Origin of the sequence: Rothia kristinae NBRC 15354 (assembly GCF_001570865.1) — a bacterium.
In the GTDB taxonomy this organism is placed as follows: domain Bacteria; phylum Actinomycetota; class Actinomycetes; order Actinomycetales; family Micrococcaceae; genus Rothia; species Rothia kristinae.
On sequence record NZ_BCSM01000012.1, the window covers coordinates 1 to 20829 of the forward strand.

The following is a 20829-nucleotide window of genomic DNA, read 5'->3' on the forward strand; positions in this document are numbered from 1 at the left end:
GATCCACTGGTAGACGGGGCGGGCGGCGGCCCGGGCCGCGGAGGTCAAGCGCCGCCAGGGGCCGCGGGGGGTGGTGCGCGGGGTGCGCTCGGGGGCCGCGGTGCTCACGGGCGCGGCCCCTCTTCGTCCCGGTCCTGCTCGGTGGGGCCCAGGCGCCGGACGAGATCGGCGACCAGGTCGATGAACACCTCGCCGCGATCTGCGTAGGAGGCGAACTGGTCCATGGACGCGGCGGCCGGGGCCAGCAGCACGGTGTCCCCCTGCTCGGACAGCTCGTGGGCGATCCGCACCGCCTCGGCCAGCACGGCCCGTCCGTCCGTCGGCGCGGCGTCGATGCCCTCGGCGGCCCGGTGCACGGGGACCTGCGGGGCCTGCTCGGCCAGGGCCTGCTCGAGCCCTGCGGTGTCCGTGCCGATGAGCACCACGGCCTTGAGCCGGTGCGCGTGCGCGGCCACCAGGTCCCCGTAGTGCACGCCCTTGGACAGGCCGCCGGCGATCCAGATGACGGGGTCGAAGGAGGACAGCGAGGCGTCGGTCGCGTGGGGGTTGGTGGCCTTGGTGTCGTTGACCCACAGCACCCCGTGGGTCGTGGCCACCGGCTGGATGCGGTGGGCCCCGGGCTCGAAGGCGCGCAGGCCGTCGCGCACGGCCTCCGGGGAGACGCCGGCCGCGCGGGTCAGGGCCGCGGCGGCCAGGGCGTTCTCCACGGTGTGGCGGGTCGGCAGCGGCCCGGTGTCGCGCACGGCACCCAGCTCGAGGGCCTCGGTGCGACGCTGCTCGACGAAGGCCCGATCCACCAGCAGACCGTCCACCACGCCCAGCTGGGACAGGTACGGGGTGTCGGTGGTGAAGGAGACCGCCCGGCAGCCCTCCTGAACCTCGGCCTGCTCGACCATCCGCTCCGTGTCCGGCACGGCGGCGTTGTACACGCAGGCCACCCGCGTGTTCTCGTACACCCGGGCCTTGTCCGCGGCGTAGTTGGCGTAGGAGCCGTGCCAGTCCAGGTGGTCCTCGGCGATGTTCAGCACGACGGAGGCCAGCGGGGCCAGGGAGTGGGACCAGTGCAGCTGGTAGCTGGACAGCTCCACCGCCAGCACGTCGTAGTCCACCGGGTCCCGCAGGGCGTCCAGGATGGGGGTGCCGACGTTGCCCACCGCGATGGCCTTGAGTCCCGCGGCCTGCAGGATCGAGGCGGTCATCCCCACCGTCGTGGTCTTGCCGTTGGTTCCGGTGATGCACAGCCACTCGGCCGTCTTCCGGCCTGCCCGCTCGCGCAGGCGCCAGGCCAGCTCCACATCCCCCCAGATCTGGATGCCGCGGTCCACGGCCTCGGCCAGGATGCCCAGGGTGGGCCGCAGCCCCGGGGAGGTGACGACCAGCTCGGGAGCCTGCCCGTCCACCTCGGGCAGGGCGTCCATGGCCTGCTGCCCGAGGATCGTCTGCGCGGCGCCGACGATCCCGAGGGTCTGGGCCTTGTAGCGGTTCTCCTCGGTGTCCTTCCCGTCCACGACGACCACGCGCGCTCCGAGCTCGATCAGGGTGTCCGCCGCGGCGAAGCCGGAGGTGCCGATCCCGGCCACGACCACGCGCAGCCCGGCCCAGTCGGCGTCCCAGGAGGTCAGCCCGGCCAGGCGGGGGTCCTGAAGCACGGGGTTGGCGTTGGTGGCCTTCATCGGGTGATCACTCCTCCGTGGCTGAGCAGCCAGTCGCCGTAGAACACGCCCAGGGCCGCGGCCACGAACAGTCCGGCGATGATCCAGAAGCGGACCACGACCGTGACCTCCTTCCAGCCCTTGAGCTCGAAGTGGTGCTGCAGCGGGGCCATCTTGAAGATGCGCTTGCCTCCGGAGAGCTTGAAGTAGCCGACCTGGATGATCACGGAGGCGGAGATCATCACGAACAGCCCCGCCATGAGGACCAGGAGCAGCTCGGTGCGGCTGAGGATCGCGAAGCCGGCCAGGGCCCCGCCGAGGCCGAGGGAGCCGGTGTCGCCCATGAAGATCGACGCCGGGGAGGTGTTCCACCACAGGAAGCCGATCAGCGAGCCGATCAGGGCCGCGGCGAGCACCGCCAGCTGCCCGGGATCGCGCACCTCGTAGCAGACCGGATCCGAGGATCCCGGGGAGCACAGGTGGTTGTTCTGCCACATGGAGACCATGAGGTAGCCGGAGAACACGAGGATCGAGGCGCCGGTGGCCAGCCCGTCCAGCCCGTCGGTGAGGTTCACGGCGTTGGTGGTGGCGGTGGCGATGAGGTTCGCCCAGATCACGAAGAGGATCACCCCGACGGCGGTCACCCCGAAGGACAGGTCCAGGGCGTGGATGTCCCGGGTGAAGGAGATCCGGGTGGAGGCGGGGGTCCAGCCACGCTCATCCGGCAGCAGCAGCGCCAGCACCGCGAAGACCACGCCGACCCCGCCCTGCAGCACGATCTTGCCTTTGGGCGTCAGACCCAGGGACTGCTTCTTGGCGATCTTCTTGTAGTCGTCGATGAACCCGACCCCGGCCATGCCCACCATGAGCAGGATCAGCAGCAGCGCCGAGGCCGAGGGCACCGCGCTCTGCCCGCCGAGCAGTCCGCCGGTGATCAGCAGGGAGATCAGGAAGGCCAGCACGGCCGCGCCGATGATCACGACGCCGCCCATGGTCGGGGTGCCGCGCTTGGTCTGGTGGCTGGTCGGGCCGTCCTCGCGGATGAACTGGCCGTAGTGGCGCCGCACGAGCAGCTTGGTGAACAGCGGGGTTCCGGCGAGGGAGAGGACCAGACCGAAGGCCGCCGCCAGGAGGATGGAGATCATGCGGTGATCAGCGCCTTTCTTGCGGTTCAGCGGTCTCGGAGCTCTGCCGGGGCGCGTTCGACGCGCCGTCCGGGAGGCCTCGTGCCACTCTATCGCCCAGGAACCGCAGTCCCGCCCCGTTGGAGGACTTGACCAGCACGATGTCCCCGGGGGCCAGCTGCTCGCCGAGCAGCTGCTCGGCCTGCTCCACGGTCTCCACCCAGCAGGCCTCCTCGCCCCAGGAGCCCTCCAGCAGGGCGTCGCTGTAGATGGGTTTGGCCTCCGGGCCCACGGCCACGAGCTTGGCGATGTTCAGCCGGACGGCGTCGCGCCCGATCTTGCCGTGCTCGGCCGCCGAGGCAGCCCCCAGCTCCAGCATCGGACCCAGCACGGCCCAGGTCCGCCGCGGTGGCCGGGCGTCTCGGCCCATCTGGGCCAGGGTGCGCAGGGCCGCGGCCATCGACTCCGGGTTGGCGTTGTAGGCGTCGTTGATGACGGTCACCCCGTCGGGTCGATCGGTGCGCTCCATGCGGTAGCGGCTGCGCGGGCCCAGGGTGTTCAGCCCGCGCACCACGGCTTCGACGGGGGCGCCCACGGCCAGGGCGAGGCTGGCCGCGGCCAGCAGGTTGTAGACGTGGTGCTCGCCGATCAGCCGCGCGGTGATCGCGTGCTGGGAGCCGTCGGGCAGCACCAGGGTGAACACGGGCCGGCCCTGCGCGTCGGCGCGCAGGTCCCGGGCCTCGAGCATCCCGGCGCCCTCGGCAGGCCGGTCCTGGTGGCGTCCGGCCACCCCGAACCAGGTCACCGGGGCGCCGGCCACCTCGGCCATGCGGGCGACCCGGGGATCGTCCAGGTTCAGGGCGACCGCGCCGTCGGCGGCGACCCCGGAGGCCAGCTCCGCCTTGGTGCGGGCGATGTTCTCCACCGAGCCGAACTCCCCGAGGTGGGCGGTGCCGACCTTCAGCACGGCTCCGGCGTCGGGCAGGACCATGTCGCACAGGTAGCGGATGTTGCCCACGGCGTTGGCGCCCATCTCGATGACCAGGTACCGGGTGTCGTGCTCGGCGCGGAACACCGTCAGGGGCACCCCGACCTCCCCGTTGTAGGAGCCCTGGGGGGCCACGGTGGGCCCGAGGGTCGAGAGGATCCCGGCCAGCAGGTCCTTGGTGGTGGTCTTCCCGGCGGAGCCGGTGATGCCGATGACTCTCAGCGGACCGGTCGCGCGCAGGCGCACGACGATCGCGTGGGCCAGGGCCCCCATGGCCAGGACGACGTCGGGCACCAGGATCGCCGGGTGGGTCCGGCCCTCCTCGTCGCGGGTCTCCCGCTCGGCCAGGGCGAGCACGGCGCCCGCGGCGAGGGCCTGGGGGATGAAGCGGTGCCCGTCGGTGCTCTCCCCGGGCTTGGCGATGAACAGCGCACCGGGGCCGACCTCCCGGGAGTCGGTGGTCGCGGCGGTGCACGTGATCGACCCCAGGTCTGCGGCCTCCAGCCCCACGGGCTGCCCGCCCACGGCCTCGGCGATCTCGGCGGCGGTCAGGGCGATCATGCGCGTTCTCCTGCGGGGTCCTCGGGGGTATCGGTCGGTGCGGGGCGGTGTGCGGCCAGGGCGGCGCGCAGCTCCTCGCGGTCGTCCAGCTCCAGGTCCGCCCCGTCCACGTCCTGGCTGGTCTCGTGTCCGCGCCCTGCTACGAGGATCGCATCTCCAGGCCCAGCCAGCTCCACGGCGCGGCGGATCGCGTCCGCACGCGGGGCGATGTCCTCCACGGCCTCGGCGCGGGCCCCGTCGGCCGCGGCGGCCCGGGCGCCCTCGGCCACGGCACCGCGGATCGGCGCAGGCGGCTCGCGGTGGGGGTCATCGTCGGTGACGATCACGACGTCGGCGTGCTCCGCGGCGATGCGACCCATGATGGGGCGCTTGAGCTGGTCCCGCTCCCCGGTGGCGCCGAAGACCACGATGACCCGGCCGTCCGAACCGAGGCCCACGGCTTCCAGGGCCCGCTGCAGCGCGTCCGGGTTGTGGGCGAAATCCACGATCGCGAGGGGACGCTGCCCGATCACCTGCATGCGCCCGGGCACCAGCGGGGTCAGGGATTCCGGGTCGGCCAGCTGCTCGGCGACCCGCTGGGGCTCGGCCTGCCCGGTACGGACCATGACGGCGGCCAGCGCCGCGTTGGAGACGTTGAAGTCGGCGGGCAGCCCGGTGCCGGTCGGGATGCGGGTGCCGTCCCGGTGCTGCAGGACGAAGCCGTGGCCGATGCCCTCGGCGCGCACCTCCCGGACCGTCCAGTCCGCTTCGGCCTCCCCGTGGGCGCCGCGGCCGTAGCCGGTGGCGAGAGTGACCACCCGATCCGCGCCGAGCTCGCGGCGGGCGTGCTCGGCCATGCGCCGGCCCCACTCGTCATCCACGATGATCACGGCGCGCCGGGTGCGGGCCGGGGTGAACAGCTGCGCCTTGGCGTCGAAGTAGGCCTGCATGGACCCGTGCAGGTCCAGGTGGTCCTGGGTGAGGTTGGTGAACCCGGCGACGTCGTAGACGACCCCGTCCACCCGGCGGTAGTCCAGGGCGTGGGAGGAGACCTCCATCGCCGCGGCGGTGATCCCGCGCTCGCGCATCACGCTCAGCAGGGCGTGCACGTGCGTGGACTCCGGGGTCGTGAGAGTCGAGGGGATGACCTCCGCGCCGGCCCGGATCTCGATGGTCCCGATCAGCCCGGTGGTCTCCCCGAGCCGATCCAGCAGGCCGTCGATCATGTAGGTCGTGGTGGTCTTCCCGTTGGTCCCGGTCACGGCGTACAGGCGCTGGCGGCCCCGCTCGGGCTGGCTGCCGTAGATCCAGGCCGCCAGGGGCCCCACGGCCTCGCGCACGGAGGGAACGATCAGCAGGGGCAGTGGGCTGCCCTGCCGGTCCAGGATCTCGGCACCAGCGGCGTCGGTGAGCACCGCGGCCGCCCCGGCGCGTCGGGCGGCGCAGGAGAACTGGGCCCCGTGCGCGTTGGCCCCGGGCAGGGCTACATAGAGGTCCCCGGCCTGCACCTCGCGGGAGTCCATGCTGATGCCGGTCACCACCGCCTGCCCCTCGGCACCGGGACGGGTGCGAACCTCGACGCCGGCGGCTTCCAGGTGTGCTGCGATCTGCCCGAGCTCCCGGGCCGGGACGCGCCGCGGACGCAGGTCCTGCGCGCTGGCACCCTGGAGGTCGGGATGCCCCTGCTCCGGGTCCTTCGGTGTCATGGGGAAGCCACTTCCTGTCGTATCGGGGGCGTTGGTTCCGGGCCTCGGGTCGGCTCACCGGGTGGGCCGACCCGAACTCACATCCTAGTCCGAAGCTCGCAGCCGGACCGGGCCGGGGCGAGCTCAATCGTCGTTCTGGGGGTCCCCCGGGGCGAACTTGTCCAGCTTCTGCGGCGGAGTCGTGGAGTGCGGGACCCGGTAGTACTCCAGGACCTTCTGCATGATCTTCGAGAACGTCCCGGTGGTGCCGATCTCGGTGACGGCGCCCTCGGGCCGCTGCAGCAGCACGCCGACCACATACTGCGGATCCTCGATGGGGGCCATGCCCACGAAGGAGGTCGTGAACCCGTCGAAGCCCTTGCCGTCCTCGGCCGGGGCCTCCGCGGTGCCGGTCTTGCCGCCCACGCGCCAGCCCTCCACGGCGGCATCGGGGGCGTGTCCGCCGGTGATCACGGTCTCCATGATCTGGCGCAGCTTCTTCGCGGTGTCCGCGGAGACGATGCGCCGCCCCTCGGGGGTCGGACGAGGCTGGGCGACCCCCTCGGCGTCGGTCACGGAGTCGGCCAGGCGCGGGGTCAGCTGGATCCCGTCGTTGGCCAGCGCCTGGTAGGCGGTGACCGTCTGCAGCAGGGATTGGGAGACGCCCTGGCCGAACAGCACCGTGTACTGCTGCCGGACATCCCAATCATCCGCGGCGGCCAGCAGGCCCTGGGCTTCGTTCGGGAACTCGATGCCGGTGCGTCGGCCGATCCCGAACTTCGCCAGCCAGTCATGGCGCTGGTCCTTGGTCAGCTGCTTCCCCGCCAGAACGGTTCCGGTGTTCATGGAGTCGGCGATGATCCCGGCCAGGGTCCGCTTCTGGGCGGGGTGCTCGAAGGAGTCGGTGATCAGCTGACCGTCGATGCGCAGCTCGGCGGGAACGTCGAAGACGGTCTCCGGCTGGGACAGCCCCTCATCGATGACGGCCGAGGCGGTGAGCACCTTCTCCGTGGAGCCGGGTTCGGTGATGCTGGTGACGGCCCGGGGACTGAAGTCGTCGGTGTCGGCTTTGGAGTAGTCGTTGGGGTCGATCATGGAGGAGTCGGCCAGGGCCAGCACCGCGGCGTCCTTCACGCGCATGACCACGCAGGTCCCCCATTCGGCGCCGAGCTGCCGGGCCCGGGCGGTGACCTGTTGCTGCGCGAAGTACTGGATGTCGCGGTTCAGACACAGCTTCACGGTGCTGCCGTTCTTCGCCGGGGTGTCCAGCTCCTCGCCCACGGGGATGCGCACCCCGTCCGCGGAGATCTCGTAGACTCGCTCGCCGTCCTGCCCGGACAGCTGCTGGTCGAACTGCAGCTCCATCCCGCCCTGGGCGCCCTGGGCGTTGAGGTAGCCGATGACAGAGCCGCCGACCGACCCGTCCGGGTAGGTGCGCTTGGACACCGACTCCCCGGACAGGAAGGTCGCTCCCAGGTCCGTGATCGCGTTGTAGACGTCGGGGGTGACCTCGTCGGCGACCACGGCGTAGCGCTTGTCCCCGTCCAGGGCCTTCTTGACCTCCTCGTCCGGCTTCTTCAGCAGGTCGGCCAGCTCGTAGACCAGCTGCTGGGGGGTGACCTGCTCGGTGCTGCTGCCGTCCTTCTTGAGCCGCTTGAACGCGGCGACGGCGGTCTGGTCCACCACGATCCGGTAGCGCTGGATGGAGCGGGCCATCACGGTCCCGGTGGCGTCCAGGATCTCCCCGCGCAGGGCCGGGACCACAACCTGCCGACGCCGCTCGGCCAGCGCCTTGTCCGCCCGACCGGAGGGGTCGATGGCCTGGACGTAGAACAGCCGCGCGCCCAGCAGGCCGAGCATCCCCAGGAATCCGGAGATCCCCAGGAAGCTGCGGCGCAGGATCCCCTGGGCCGGCTGTCCCGAGGACTCCGGGGCCACCGGTTCCGCGGCCCTGCCGGCCTCCCGGTCGGCGCGGGGCCGCTGCGGGTGCTCCGGGTCGGCGCTGCCGTCCTGGGTGGGGTCCACGGGCGCTGCCTTTCCGCCGGAGCTGCTCCGGCCGTCGTCGGGGTGGGGAACTGCGGTGAGTACGGGACGGCTCAGCGGCCGCGGTCGTCCCCGGCCTGCCCGGACTGGGACGCCGCAGGGCTGGCCGAGGCCCGTTCCTGGGCCTTCTTCTGCTCATCGGCCTTCTTCTGGGCCGCCTCGTCCTTCTTCTGCTGCTCCGCGGCGCGCTGCTGGGCCTGCTGGGCGGCCTCGGTGTCGCTGCCCTTCGGCGGATCGATCAGGTTGGTCCGGCCCTGCTCGGCCGCCTCCTTGGGATCCTCCCCCACCGCCTCGGCGGCCTGCGGGGTGCCGTTGAGCTTGCCGGTGCGCAGATCCAGCTGCGCCTGCTGGGCCTGGGAGACCATCCCCAGCTGGGAGGCGCGCGCGGCCAGATTCTGGGGGGCCTGCTGGAACTCGATCTCCTGGCTCAGGGCCTGGTTCCGCTCCGTGAGGTCCTGCTCCTGCGCGCGCAGCTGGACGAGGTCGTACTGGTTCTGGGAGATGGTGATGTTCATCAGCAGGGCGAAGCCCAGGGTCAGCAGGACCCCGAGGAAGGTCGCGATGATCAGCGGGATCCTGCGGCGTCGGGCCCGTGCCGGCGCCGAGGCCAGCGGGCGACGGCGGGCGCGGGCGGAGCCGGTCGACCGATCGGCATCCTGAGCGGTCTCCAGGACACCCTCGGAGGTCTCGACCTCCTGCGCCCCGCCGCCGACCAGTCGCAGCCGCCGCTGGCGCACCGCCTGCAGATGCAGCGCCGGGGAGACGGAGTCATCGTGCGCGCTGTCGGGCTGCTGGGGTTCTGCGCTCATGGGGTGGTCCTCGGGTCGCGGATGCGTTCGGCGGCACGCAGACGAGCTGAGGCCGCGCGGGGGTTGGCGTCGATCTCCTCGGGGCTCGGGGGCTCGGCCCCCCGGGTGAGGATCCGGAGCTCGGGACGATGCTCCTCCAGCTCCACCGGGAACCCCTTGGGGGCCCGGGAGACGGCCAGGCTCGCCATCGCCTTCTTGACGATTCTGTCCTCCAGGGAGTGGTAGCTCAGCGCCGCGACACGGCCGCCCACCCGGATCGCCCGCAGAGCGGCGGGCACGGCGCGCTGCAGAACCTCAAGCTCAGCATTGACTTCAATGCGCAGGGCTTGGAAGGTCCGCTTGGCCGGATGCCCCCCGGAGCGCTGCGCCGCCGCGGGAACGGCCCGGGTGACCACCTCCACCAGCTCACCGGTCCTGGAAAACGGGGTCTCCTGACGAACCTCTACCAGAGCTTGAGCGATGCGTCCGGCGTAGCGTTCCTCACCCCAGTCCCGCAGGATCCGTCGAAGGTGAGATTCGTCATAGGTGTTCACGATGTGAGCCGCGGTGAGCTCGTCCTCCGCGTTCATGCGCATATCCAGCGGGGCGTCGTAGGAGTAGGCGAAGCCGCGCTCGCGCTCATCCAGCTGCAGGGAGGAGACCCCCAGGTCGAACAGCACGCCGTCCACCCGGTCGATGCCGCGCTCGGCGAGCACCTCGGGAATCTCGTCGTAGACCGCCCAGACCGGGCGGAACCGGTCGCCGAACGGGGCCAGCCGTTCACCGGCCAGTGCGTGGGCCTGCGGGTCGCGGTCGATCCCCAGGACGGTGAGCCGGGGGAAGCGGGTCAGCAGGGCCTCGGTGTGCCCGCCCATTCCGAGGGTCGCGTCCACGACCACGGGACTCGGCCCCTCGAGAGCCGGGGCCAGCAGATCCAGGCACCGGTCCAGCAGCACCGGGACGTGCCGTCGCCGCGCATCGGATCGCTCCGGGCACTCGCGCTCCTGCGTCATCGGGGTCCTCCTCCCTGCGTCTGCCCCACCGGATGGGAGCCGCCGCCTCTGCCCAGCCCCCGCCATCCGATCCTCCTCCCGCACGCCACCCCCGTGCGGGCCTGCCTCAGGGGAAGGTGAGTCAGGACCGACCACGAGGTCGATGCGTCGGGCGGAAGATCGCAGGGCGGGGATCACAGCAGGCCGGGCAGCACCTCGTCATCCGTCTCCGAGAACTCCGTCTCTTTCTGCGTCAGGTACGCGTTCCACGCCTCGGCATCCCAGATCTCCGCGCGGGTGCCCGCCCCGATCACGGCCAGCTCCCGCCCCAGCCCCGCATACTCGCGCAGCGGTGTCGGGATGGTCACCCGGCCCTGCCGGTCCGGCACCTCATCCGAGGCCCCCGAGAGGAACACGCGGATGTAGTCCCGGGCCTGGCGCGAGGACAGCGGCGCCTGGCGCAGCTGCTCGTGGACCCGCTCGAACTCGGCCTGGCTGAACACGTAGAGGCAGCGCTCCTGCCCCCGGGTGAGCACGAGCCCCTCGGCCAGCTCCTCCCGGTACTTGGCGGGCAGGATCAGCCGACCCTTCTCATCCAGCCGGGGAGAGTAGGTGCCCAGAAACACCGGCCCACCGCCTCCCGCGTCCGAGGTTGATCTGATCTGCCGCGATGCGCACCGGGATCCACTGGAACCCCGGGAGCACCCGACGCGCCCCACTTTACTCCACTTCCCTCCCCACAACCGCCCCGAAGGGCCATTCCCAGCCGATTCCCATGCGCGACGCGGAGGGAGCACGGTCTCGCCAGGCACGGAAAAAGGGGCCGGATCCCGCCGATCTGCGGGATCCGGCCCCTGTCGAGGGCTGATCATGGAGGAAAGTGGAGCGGCTCAGCGCTCCCGGTGGCGATCCTCCCACTGCTGCTCGAGGCGCTGCATGAAGGAGACGCCGCGCTCGCCGGCGCGGGGGCGGTTAGTGCGCCCGGAGGCCTCCGAGCGGCCGCCGCCCTCGCGACGGCGCAGCGTGGCCAGATAGACCCCGCCGGCCATGACCAGGAAGCCCAGGACCCCGACGAGGATCAGCTGCGTGGACACACCCAGCAGCACCAGGCCCAGGCCGAGCACGGCCACGACGATCCCCAGCACCAGATTGCGCCCGGACAGGCCAGCACCCGGGCGGGGGCGCGGGCGCTCTTCCTGCATCGTGTCCGCGAAGGTGGGGTCCTCGACGTTCAGCTGCTGTTCGAGCTGCTCCAGCAGCTGGCGTTCGCGCTCAGAAAGGGCCATGGTGCGTCCTTCTCCCGGAAAGATGGTGGATCCCCCGCCTCGCCTGGGCCGAGGGTCTCCGTCCAGCTCAGACTAGCCTTTTTCCCGCGGGTTTTCACCGGGTCCGCGCGGATCCGGACGGGCCCCGGCGCCCTCCTGCGCACCGGTGCCGGCCTCGGGGCGGTAGCGGCGGGCGAATCCGCCGCTGACCAGCCGGGCCGGGCGCAGACCGGCCGGACCGAAGCGATCGCGGATCCGATCCATGGCGCTCTCCGCCCCGCCCCATTCGGCCTCGGCGCGCAGCCGATCGCCGTCGGCCTCCTCCCACAGGCTCAGCTGGCGCCCGGCGGCGCCCTCCTCCAGCCGCTCGGCCCGCACCCCCACCAGTCGCACCCGGCCGGCCAGCGGGCCGAGGTCCTCGAACAGCCGCACCGCGGCGGCGTTGATCTCCCGTCCGGTCCCCGCGGCCCGCTCCAGGGTCCGGGTGCGGGTCAGCGTGCGGAAGTCCTGGTCCCGCAGCTTCAGGGAGACCGCCGCGGCCGTGCGACCGGAGGCGCGCAGCCGCCGTGCGACGTCGTGGCTCAGCTGCAGCAGCGCGGCCTTGATCTCGACGACGTCGTCCGTGTCAGCGGCGAAGGTGTGCTCGGCGCCCATGGACTTCTCGACCCGGTGGGACTGCACCGGCCGCTCGTCGATGCCGCGGGCCAGCTCCCACAGGTGCGCCCCCGAGGCGCGCCCGAGACGCCGCTGGAGGTATTCCAGAGACATTTGGCGCAGCTGGCCCACCGTGTGCAGGCCCGCCTCCTGCAGATGCGCCGCGGTCTTCTCCCCCACACCCCACAGTCGCCCCACCGGCAGCGGATCCAGGAACTGCCCGATCCGCGCCTCGGGCACCACCCACAGCCCATCCGGCTTGGACCCCGTGGAGGCCATCTTGGCGATGAACTTGTTGGAGGCGACCCCGATCGAGGCCACCAGCCCGGTGCGCTGGAGGATCCGGGTCCGGATGCCGCGGGCGATGCGCACGGGCGAGCCCAGGCGCCGTTGCGCCCCGGTGACGTCCAGGAAGGCCTCATCCACGCTGACCTGCTCCACCAGGTCGGTGACCTCGTGCAGCACGGCCATGATCTGCCGGGAGTAGGCGGAGTAGCTGGAGTGGGAGGGCTCGATGTACACGGCGCGCGGCGCCAGTCGTCGGGCGCGCGCCACCGGCATCGCCGAATGGACGCCGAGGGCACGGGCCTCGTAGGAGGCGGACAGCACCACGGAGCGGCTGCCGGAACCGGCCACGACCACCTGCCGCCCGACCAGTTCGGGCCGGGTCAGCAGCTCGACCCCGACGAAGAACGCGTCCATGTCCACGTGCAGGATCACCCGATGCGGGAAGTCGGTGGAGTCGACGGCGGGCACGGCGAAGACCTCCTCACGGACGGGATGCGGTGGGATGGAGCCCGACGGGGACGCCGGCGCCGACGGGATGCCGGGGAGCGCCGCCGACGCCGGGACCGCGGCGGAAGCAGGGCAGGCTGTACACTGGGCGGGGTGGCGGCCGCCGTCCCATCCGGGCTCCCGCGAAGCGCCGCCACGGCCATTGTCCGCCACCGCACCCGCCGCGGTCGAGCCGACCGCGGTCGCGTTCGCGCAGGGCGGGTCCACCCCACCACCCGAGGAGCCTTCCATGACCCATGACCGCGCCGCCGAGCCGGGGGCCGCCGGATCCCCCGACGCCGTGGAGGCCGCCTTCCTCGACGCCGTGCAGCATCGCCTCCTGGGGTTCCTCGCCGAGCAGGAGCGCGTGCTCGCGGCCGTCTCCCCCGAGACCGAGCCTCTGATCGCGGCGATCCGTGACCTGTCCGCGGGCGGCAAGCGGCTGCGGGCCCTGCTGCTGCTGTGGGGCTGGCGCGCCGCCGGCGGCGGCGCCCAGGACCCGCGGCCGGTGCAGGCGGGGGCGGCGATCGAGCTGTTCCAATCCGCGGCGCTGATCCACGACGACATCATCGATCATTCCGACACCCGCCGCGGACGCCCCTCCGTGCACCACCGCTTCGCCGCGACCCACCGCGAGCGCGGGTGGTCCCTGGAGGCCCGGGACTACGGGCTGATGGGCGGGATCCTCGCCGGTGACCTGTGCCTGTCCTTCTCCGAGGCCCTGTTCGCTCCGCTGTGCGCGGATGCCGATCCGGCGGCGGAGCCGGGCCGGGCCCGGAAGATCTTCGATCTGATGCGCACCGAGGTCATGGGCGGGCAGTACCTGGACGGGCTGAGCGAGCACCTCGGGCTGGAGGAGCCCGAGGCCGCGCTGGAGCGGGCTCTGCGGGTCATCCGCTACAAGGCGGCGAAGTACACCTGCGAGCATCCGCTGCTGATCGGGGCGAGCCTGGCCGGGGCCGATGAGGCCCTGCTGACGGGCTTATCCGAGGTCGGGCTGCCGCTGGGCGAGGCGTTCCAGCTGCGCGACGACGTGCTCGGAGTGTTCGGGGAGCCGGCCGTGACGGGCAAGCCCGCCGGGGACGATCTGCGCGAGGGGAAGCGGACCGTGCTGGTGGCCCTGGCCCACGAGCGGGCCGACGCCCAGCGGTCCCGGGAGCTGGAGGCCGGGCTGGGAGACCCGCGGCTCACCGAGGACGGGGTGCGCCGGCTGCGGGAGATCCTGCGCGACACCGGGGCGCTGGCCCGCACCGAGGAGCTGATCCGCGAGCGCGAGCAGCTGGCCCGGCGGGCGCTGGATCGGCTCGAGGTCGACTCCGAGGTGCGGGCCGGGCTGGAGCGGCTGAGCGAGCGGGCTCTGCACCGCAGCTCCTGACCCCTGGCCAGGGACCGGGACCGGGGCGGGCGGCTACCAGGCGAGGGCCTGGGCCCGGCGCCGGATCTCGGTCTTGCGCCCTTCGCGCAGGGCGTCGATCGGACGCCCGGGCAGGGAGTCGTCCTCGGTCCACAGCCAGCGGATGGCCTCGGCGTCGTCGAAGCCGGCGTCGCGCAGGACCGTGAGGGTGCCCTTGAGCGGCTCCAGGACGCGGTCCTCGCGCAGGAACAGGGCCGGGATCCGGCGCACACCCTCGGCATCGCGCACGGCGATCAGCGCGCCCTCGCCGATCAGGGCGTGCACCCGGGTGACCTTCAGGTCCAGGGTCTCGGCGACGTCGGGCAGACTCAGCCACTGCCCGACGAGGTCGAAGAGGTTCTCGGTGTTCTCGGTGGAAGTCACGATCTCCAGGGTAGTCCAGCCCGGGCGCGGGGCTCCCGGCCGCTGTCCGGGACCATCCCCTACACTCGGGGGCATGAGACCCACCGGACCCGGACCCCTGAGCGGACGCACCGTGGAGGGACGCTATCTGCTGGGGGATCTGATCGCCCGCGGAGGGATGGGCACGGTCTACCGCGGGCGGGACCTGCGCCTGGGCCGCCCGGTGGCGGTCAAGGTGCTCAAGGAGTCGGTGGCCGCGGACCCCCGGCGCACGGACCGCTTCGCCGCGGAGGCCCGGGCGGCGGCGGCCGTCGCGGACCCGCACGTGGTGGCCGTGTGGGATCAGGGGGTGGATGAGACGGGTCCGGAGCCGCTGGCCTTCCTGGTGATGGAGCTGGTGGACGGGGCCACGCTGCGGGATCTGATCAAGCGCCGCTCGCCCATGACCGTGCGGGAGATGCTGCGGGTCGCGGTGCCGATGACGGCCGGGGTGGCCGCCGCGCACCGGTGCGGGCTGGTGCACCGGGACATCAAGCCGGAGAACGTGCTGACCTCCCCCACCGGGTCGGTGAAGGTCGCCGACTTCGGGCTGACCCGCCCGGTGCAGGAGGATTCCGCGACGCTGACCCTGATCGGCTCCGCCAACTACATCGCCCCGGAGGTGGTGCGCCGGGAGAGCTCAGGACCGCCCGCGGATCTGTATTCGCTGGGGGTGATCCTCTACGAGATGCTCACCGGGGTCCCGCCCTTCCGCGGTCCCTCCCCCTACGCGGTGTCCATGGCCCACGTGGACGAGCCCTTCCCGGTGCTGCAGCGGCGCTTCCCCGGGGTGGATCCGGAGGTCGCCGACATCGTGGTCTGGTGCTGCGAGAAGGACCCGGAGCACCGACCGCAGCGGGCGGCGGATCTGCTCGGGGAGCTGGAGCACCTGCGCGAGAGCCTGACACCGGCCGCGCTGGATCTGGCGCCCCCGGGGCACCGGCCGGAGACCGAGGACCTGTTCTCGGTGTTGCGCACGGACAGCCACACCGATCCGACCGGTCTGCGCGCGGTCTCCGCCGAGCAGGACGACCCCGATGCCGCACCGCCTCCGCGCACCCAGCCGACCCGGCTGCTGCCCCCGGACACCGACCTCGACGAGCTCCCCCGCACCGATCGGTCCCCGACCGCCCTGACGCGGCACCTCCAGGCCGCGCCCGCGCAGGCGGCGGTCCCCGCGGAAGGCCCACCCGCCGCAGGACAGGACCGGGTCATCCGAGACGCGGAGGCGCCCCGGGACCCCCGGAGCCCGCGGGTCGTGCTCGGGCGCGGCGGTCCCTACCGCGGCTGGATCCTGCTGCTCATCTTCCTGCTGGTCGCCTGCGCGGTGGGCTACCTCGGCTGGCTGCTGGGCCTGCAGCTGATCGGCTCGGGATACGGCACAGGGGCCGCCGCCGCCCTCCTCGGGGGCCGGGCGGGGCCACCCGCCGGGTAGCCCGCCCGACCCATCCGCGGCCCGGCTCGCCCCAGCGGACTCACCCCAGCGGACTCACCTGCGGCCTGAGAGGGCCTCGGCCACCAGGAAGGCGATCTCCAGGGACTGCCGGTGGTTCAGGCGGGGATCGCAGAGGGTCTCGTAGTGCTCGGCGAAGGCGGTCTCATCCACCGGGTCCGAGCCGCCCAGGCACTCGGCGACGTCGTCGCCGGTCATCTCCACGTGGATCCCGCCGGGGAAGGTGCCCAGCTCGCGGTGCACCTCGAAGAACCCGCGGACCTCGTCCATGACGTCCTCGAAGCGGCGGGTCTTGAACCCGGAGGGCACGGAGATGGTGTTGCCGTGCATGGGGTCGGTGACCCACACGGGGCTCGCCCCGGCATCGCGCACCCCCTCCACCAGACGCGGGAGGTTCTCCCGGATCTTCCCGGCACCCATCCGGGTGATGAAGGTCAGGCGTCCCGGCTCCCGCTGCGGGTCCAGCACGTCGATCAGCCGCAGCACCTCCTCGACCGTGGTGGTGGGCCCGAGCTTGACGCCGATGGGGTTGCGCACCTGGGAGAGGAAGTCCACGTGGGCGTCCGTGAGCCCGCGGGTGCGCTCCCCGATCCACAGGAAGTGCGCGGAGGTGTCGTAGGGCCGGTGGGTCCGGGAGTCGATGCGGGTCAGGGCCCGCTCGTAGTCCAGCAGCAGGGCTTCGTGCCCAGCGTAGAACTCGGTGGAGCGCAGGGCCTCGAAGTCCGCCCCGCAGGCGGCCATGAACTTCATGGCCCGGTCGATCTCCGAGGCCATGGACTCGTAGCGGGCGTGGGCCGGGTTGGCCACGAACCCCTGGTTCCAGGCGTGCACCAGGCGCAGGTCCGCGAAGCCGCCGGTGGTGAAGGCGCGGATGAGATTCAGCGTCGAGGCGGAGGTGTGGTATCCGGCGAGCATGCGGTTCGGGTCGTGCGCGCGGGACTCCGGGGTGAAGTCGAAGCCGTTGACCATCTCCCCGCGGAAGCTGGGCAGGGTGGTCTCCCCGCGGGTCTCGGTGTCCGAGGAGCGCGGCTTGGAGAACTGCCCGGCCATCCGCCCCATCTTGACCACCGGCATCGAGGCCCCGTAGGTCAAGACCACCGCCATCTGCAGCAGGGTGCGCACCCGGGCGCTGATCCTATCCGCGGTGGCCGCGGCGAAGGTCTCCGCGCAGTCCCCGCCGGTCAGGAAGAACGCCCGTCCCGCGGCCACCTCGGCCAGGCGGGCGCGCATCTGGTCCACCTCCCCGGCGAACACCAGCGGGGGCACGGCCTCCAGGTCGGCGACGACGCGGTCGAAATCGGGGTGACCCCGCCAGTCCGGCTGCTGTCCGGCGGCCCGTGTCCGCCACTCGTCCAGACCTGGGTAGTCCTGGGCTGAGGGTGCGGGGGCGGCGGGGGTGCTCGACAGTTCGGTCCGGATCTCGTTCGACATGCGAACAGTCTACGAGACGGGTGGCCGCCGAGTCCTGCCGTGGCCGCCACGGCGCGGGGCGTACTCGTCGACGTAGTCCTGCCCCGACAGCTCGCGGATGGCCGCGATGATCTGCTGGGCCGCGCCCCGCGCGGCGTGCGCGCCGGCGTCGGGCCCGGTCCAGGCGGACAGGTCCAGCGGCGCCCCGATCACGGTGCGGGGACGCTGCTCGGGCGCAGGGCGCAGCAGGGGCCGCGGCAGCCGGGGCAGCCGGGCCCCGGGAGGCTGCAGCCGCTGCGTGCCGATCATCGCCACCGGCAGGACGGGCACCCCCGCCTCCAATGCGAGCCTGGCCACCCCGAGCTTGGGCCGGTGCAGCCGCCCGTCCGGGGATCGCGTGCCCTCCGGGTAGATGCCCAGCAGCTGCCCCTCGGCTAAGACCGCCCGGGCCGCCTCCAGGGCCCCGGCCGAGCGCTGGCCCCCGGAACGGTCCAGGGGGATCTGGTGGATGGCGCGGAAGAACGCGGCCATGGCCCTGCCGAGGGGCCCCGGGGCGGTGAAGTACTCGGCCTTCGCGAGGAAGCTGACCGGGCGGGGCACCGCGACGGGCAGCAGCACCGGGTCCAGGAAGGACAGGTGGTTGGAGGCCAGGATCGCGGGACCGGTGGAGGGCACGTGCTCCAGGCCGTGCACCTGGGGACGCAGCAGGAGGTTCACCAGCGGCCCGACGACGCCGCGTCGGAGGGCCATGTAGAGCGTCGGCACAGGGGTCCTTCGGTCCGGGAACGGGCGGTGGGGCCACTGTACCGCGCGGGGTTTCCCCGGGCCGGTGGGACCGTGGTTGAATCGTGGGTATGGGCTTGATCACGCACCTGCGCCACCGCAGCGCCGCCCCCGGACCCGGGGTCGGCGAGCTGCCGGAGGGCGTCGACGTGCGGGCGCAGTCCTGGGACGGGGGACCTGACGGCGTGCTGGTCCTGCACGGGTTCACCGGGTCGCCGCACAGCATGCGCCCCTGGGCCCGGGAGTGGGCCCGACGCGGCTACGCCGTCGAGCTGCCGCTGCTGCCCGGGCACGGCACCTCCGTGGCGGACATGGCCACCCGGAACTGGCGGGAGTGGGCCGCGGCGGTGGATGACGCCTACTGGCGCCTGGCCGCCCGCTGCGAGCGCGTGGGGGTCGTGGGGCTGTCCATGGGCGGGGCGCTGGCGCTGCATCTGGCGGCCCGCCGGCCGGTCGCCGCGCTGAGCCTGGTCAACCCCGGCCTGGTCTCCCCGCAGCCGCTGAGCGCCCTGGGCGGGCCGCTGTCCCGTGTGGTGCCGACGGTGCCCGGGGTGCGCGATGACATCCGCCGGGAGGGCGTGAGCGAAGGGGCCTATCCGCGGGTGCCCGTGGCCGCCGCGGGGCAGATGCACCGGCTGTTCGCCGCGGCCCGCCGGAGCCTGGGCGCGGTGCGCGCCCCGGTGCAGGTGCTGCGCTCGGAGGTGGACCACGTGGTCACCGAGGCCAGTCTCCGCGCGCTGCGCGCCGGGCTGCCCCAGGCCCCGGAGGTGGTGTCGCTGCCGCGCAGCTGGCACGTGGCCACCCTGGATCACGACGCGCCGCTGATCTTCGCCGCCTCCACACGGTTCTTCGCCGACCACCGGCTGCGCGCCACCCCAGACCACACCGCGCGGGAGTCCCGGCCGGGGCAGCCCGCCGACGTCCGCAGGGACGCCCGCTGACCCCTCCCCCGTTCGCGGAAGGAGCGGTCCACGACCGAAAGGATCTCATGGACGAGACCTCGACCGAGCTGACCATCGAGACGGACCCGCAGTCCAATCTCACGGACCTGCTGGAGGCCAAGCTGCCCCAACACGCCGAGCAGGTGCTCTTCCGCGTGCAGGATGAGCCCGGCAGCGGCACCTGGCGGGAGGTGAGCGCGCGCGAGTTCCGCGAGGAGGTGATCGCCCTGGCCCGGGGGCTGATCGCCGAGGGCATCGAACCCGGCGACCGCGTCGGACTGATGTCGCGCACCCGCTACGAATGGGCCGTCGCGGACTTCGCGATCTTCTACGCCGGGGCGGTGACGGTGCCGATCTTCGAGACCTCCTCCCCCTCCCAGATCGCCTGGAACATGAGCGACTCGGGTGCCAAGGCCATCATCGTGGAGACGAGCCAGCACCTGGCCGCCGTCAAGAGGGCCGCCCGCCACGAGGAGCTGGCCCTGCGCACCGTCTGGCAGATCGACGCCGACGACCAGCGCCCGGAGTCCCTGGCCAGCCTGCGGGCCGCCGGGGAAGGAGTTTCCGAGGAGCAGGTGCAGGCCGCCCGCGGTGCTGCGGGACTGGAGGACACCGCCACGATCATCTACACCTCCGGCACGACGGGGCGCCCGAAGGGCTGCGCGCTGACCCACGGGAACTTCGTGCGCCTGTCCGCGGCGGTGCGCCAGAATGTGCCCGAGGTCGCGAATGAGCGCAACACCACGCTGCTGTTCCTCCCGCTGGCCCACGTCTTCGCCCGCTTCATCCACGTGGTGGCCCTGGACGCCGGCATCACGATGGGCCACTCCCCCGATCTGAAGTACCTGACCCAGGACATCGCGAGCCTCTCCCCGGACTTCCTGCTGGTGGTCCCGCGGGTCTTCGAGAAGATCTACAACGGGGCGCGCTCCCGCGCCCACGATGCCTCCGCGGTCAAGGGGCGGATCTTCGACTGGGCCGAGCGGGTGGGGGTGGCCTGGTCCGAGACGGTCATGGACGGGCGGCGGCCCTCCCTGGCCCTGCGCGCCCAGTACGCGACAGCGGACCGACTGGTCTTCGCCCAGCTGCGCCGGGCCCTGGGTGGGAAGGTCAAATGGGCCGTCTCCGGCGGGGGGCCGCTGGCGGTGCGTCTGGCCCACTTCTTCCACGCCGCGCACCTGAAGATCCTGGAGGGCTACGGGCTGACCGAGACCACCGCCCCGGCCACGGTCGGCACCGTGCAGGACTTCCAGATCGGCACCGTCGGCCCGCCCCTGCCGGGGACCTCGGTGCGCATCGCCGCCGACGGCGAGGTGGAGCTGCGCGGCGTCGGGATCATGGCCCACTACTGGCGCAATGAGAAGGCCGACGCGGAGTCCTTCACCGAGGACGGCTGGTTCCGCACCGGGGATCTGGGGGAGCTGACCGAGCGCGGGATGCTGAAGATCACCGGGCGCAAGAAGGAAGTCATCGTCACCGCGGGCGGGAAGAACGTCATCCCCGCCACCTACGAGGATCTGATCCGGGCCTCCCCGCTGGTCTCCCAGTGCGTGGTCTTGGGCGATGGGAAGCCGTTCATCGCGGCCCTGATCACCCTGGACGAGGAGACCCTGCCGAAGGAGCTGGGCAGGCTGGGACTGGACCCGGATCTCACCGCCGAGCAGGCCGCCCAGACCGAGGAGGTCGGCGAGGCCGTGCAGCGGCTGGTGGACCGGGCCAACGAATCCGTCTCCCGGGCCGAATCCGTGCGGGCCTTCCGGATCATCCCGCGGGACTTCACCGAGGAGTCCGGACACCTGACCCCCTCGATGAAGATCCGCCGCCCCCAGGTGATGCGGGACTACCAGGACGTCATCGAGGAGATCTACAGTAGCCCCAAGCCCACCGGGAACGACGCCTGAGCCACCCGCCGCGGGACCGGATGCTCCCCGGTCCCGCGGCG

At 72.6% G+C, this 20829-nt stretch carries 17 protein-coding genes; 4 read left to right on the forward strand and 13 right to left on the reverse strand.

Going from position 1 to position 20829, the window contains the following annotated elements; genetic code table 11:
* Positions 1-104: 104 nt before the first annotated feature.
* The 10 genes from murD to dinB form a co-directional block, all read right to left on the reverse strand.
* Positions 105-1673: a UDP-N-acetylmuramoyl-L-alanine--D-glutamate ligase gene (murD, locus tag KKR01S_RS07920; RefSeq protein ID WP_058730723.1), complete on the reverse strand. Its 1569-nt coding sequence runs from the start codon at positions 1671-1673 to the stop codon at positions 105-107.
* Positions 1670-2797, reverse strand: a complete 1128-nt coding sequence (gene mraY / locus KKR01S_RS07925) for a phospho-N-acetylmuramoyl-pentapeptide-transferase (RefSeq protein WP_061225731.1) — start codon at positions 2795-2797, stop codon at positions 1670-1672. Before mraY ends, murD begins: the two co-directional genes overlap by 4 nt.
* A gap of 7 nt (positions 2798-2804) precedes the next feature.
* Entirely contained in the window at positions 2805-4325 is a 1521-nt protein-coding gene (locus KKR01S_RS07930) for a UDP-N-acetylmuramoyl-tripeptide--D-alanyl-D-alanine ligase (RefSeq protein ID WP_058730721.1), read from the reverse strand.
* The gene (locus tag KKR01S_RS07935; protein WP_058730720.1) at positions 4322-6010 is read right to left on the reverse strand and encodes a UDP-N-acetylmuramoyl-L-alanyl-D-glutamate--2,6-diaminopimelate ligase; all 1689 of its coding nucleotides are present in this window, start codon (positions 6008-6010) and stop codon (positions 4322-4324) included. The genes KKR01S_RS07930 and KKR01S_RS07935 overlap by 4 nt, the downstream gene beginning before the upstream one ends.
* Before the next feature lie 123 nt (positions 6011-6133).
* A complete protein-coding gene (locus tag KKR01S_RS07940) occupies positions 6134-8014 on the reverse strand; it encodes a peptidoglycan D,D-transpeptidase FtsI family protein (protein WP_244884127.1) in 1881 nt (626 codons plus the stop codon).
* A 71-nt stretch (positions 8015-8085) separates the two neighbouring features.
* Positions 8086-8841, reverse strand: a complete 756-nt coding sequence (gene ftsL, locus KKR01S_RS07945) for a cell division protein FtsL (RefSeq protein WP_061225732.1) — start codon at positions 8839-8841, stop codon at positions 8086-8088.
* Positions 8838-9833, reverse strand: a complete 996-nt coding sequence (rsmH, locus tag KKR01S_RS07950; protein WP_061225733.1) for a 16S rRNA (cytosine(1402)-N(4))-methyltransferase RsmH — start codon at positions 9831-9833, stop codon at positions 8838-8840. Before rsmH ends, ftsL begins: the two co-directional genes overlap by 4 nt.
* Positions 9834-10006: 173 nt before the next feature.
* Positions 10007-10438 carry a division/cell wall cluster transcriptional repressor MraZ gene (mraZ, locus tag KKR01S_RS07955; protein WP_058731089.1) on the reverse strand — a complete coding sequence of 144 codons (432 nt, stop codon included), beginning with the start codon at positions 10436-10438 and terminating at the stop codon, positions 10007-10009.
* A 264-nt stretch (positions 10439-10702) separates the two neighbouring features.
* A complete protein-coding gene (locus KKR01S_RS07960) occupies positions 10703-11098 on the reverse strand; it encodes an SCO2097 family morphological protein (RefSeq protein WP_058731088.1) in 396 nt (131 codons plus the stop codon).
* Between the two features lie 72 nt (positions 11099-11170).
* Positions 11171-12487, reverse strand: coding sequence for a DNA polymerase IV (dinB, locus tag KKR01S_RS07965; RefSeq protein WP_058731087.1), 1317 nt, complete (start codon positions 12485-12487; stop codon positions 11171-11173).
* A gap of 268 nt (positions 12488-12755) precedes the next feature.
* Here dinB and KKR01S_RS07970 point away from each other — a divergent pair, with 268 nt between their 5' ends.
* Entirely contained in the window at positions 12756-13880 is a 1125-nt protein-coding gene (locus tag KKR01S_RS07970; RefSeq protein WP_058731086.1) for a polyprenyl synthetase family protein, read from the forward strand.
* Between the two features lie 33 nt (positions 13881-13913).
* Here the strand turns inward: KKR01S_RS07970 and KKR01S_RS07975 are convergent, their stop codons facing one another.
* The gene (locus tag KKR01S_RS07975; protein WP_058731085.1) at positions 13914-14282 is read right to left on the reverse strand and encodes an Rv2175c family DNA-binding protein; all 369 of its coding nucleotides are present in this window, start codon (positions 14280-14282) and stop codon (positions 13914-13916) included.
* Between the two features lie 73 nt (positions 14283-14355).
* On the opposite strand from KKR01S_RS07975, the gene KKR01S_RS07980 reads away from it, so the two are divergent.
* Complete coding sequence (locus KKR01S_RS07980; protein WP_081046322.1) at positions 14356-15735, forward strand: protein kinase domain-containing protein; 1380 nt, start codon at positions 14356-14358, stop codon at positions 15733-15735.
* A 54-nt stretch (positions 15736-15789) separates the two neighbouring features.
* Here KKR01S_RS07980 and KKR01S_RS07985 read toward each other — a convergent pair whose 3' ends face one another.
* On the reverse strand, positions 15790-17184 hold the full coding sequence (locus KKR01S_RS07985) for a class II 3-deoxy-7-phosphoheptulonate synthase (RefSeq protein WP_058731083.1): 1395 nt from the start codon (positions 17182-17184) through the stop codon (positions 15790-15792).
* Between the two features lie 9 nt (positions 17185-17193).
* The gene (locus KKR01S_RS07990) at positions 17194-17928 is read right to left on the reverse strand and encodes a lysophospholipid acyltransferase family protein (RefSeq protein ID WP_244884128.1); all 735 of its coding nucleotides are present in this window, start codon (positions 17926-17928) and stop codon (positions 17194-17196) included.
* Between the two features lie 89 nt (positions 17929-18017).
* Here KKR01S_RS07990 and KKR01S_RS07995 point away from each other — a divergent pair, with 89 nt between their 5' ends.
* Together KKR01S_RS07995 and KKR01S_RS08000 are read left to right on the forward strand one after the other, a co-directional pair.
* Positions 18018-18887, forward strand: a complete 870-nt coding sequence (locus KKR01S_RS07995; protein WP_081101649.1) for an alpha/beta hydrolase — start codon at positions 18018-18020, stop codon at positions 18885-18887.
* Positions 18888-18934: 47 nt separating this feature from the next.
* Complete coding sequence (locus KKR01S_RS08000; RefSeq protein WP_058731082.1) at positions 18935-20788, forward strand: AMP-dependent synthetase/ligase; 1854 nt, start codon at positions 18935-18937, stop codon at positions 20786-20788.
* Positions 20789-20829 lie beyond the last annotated feature (41 nt).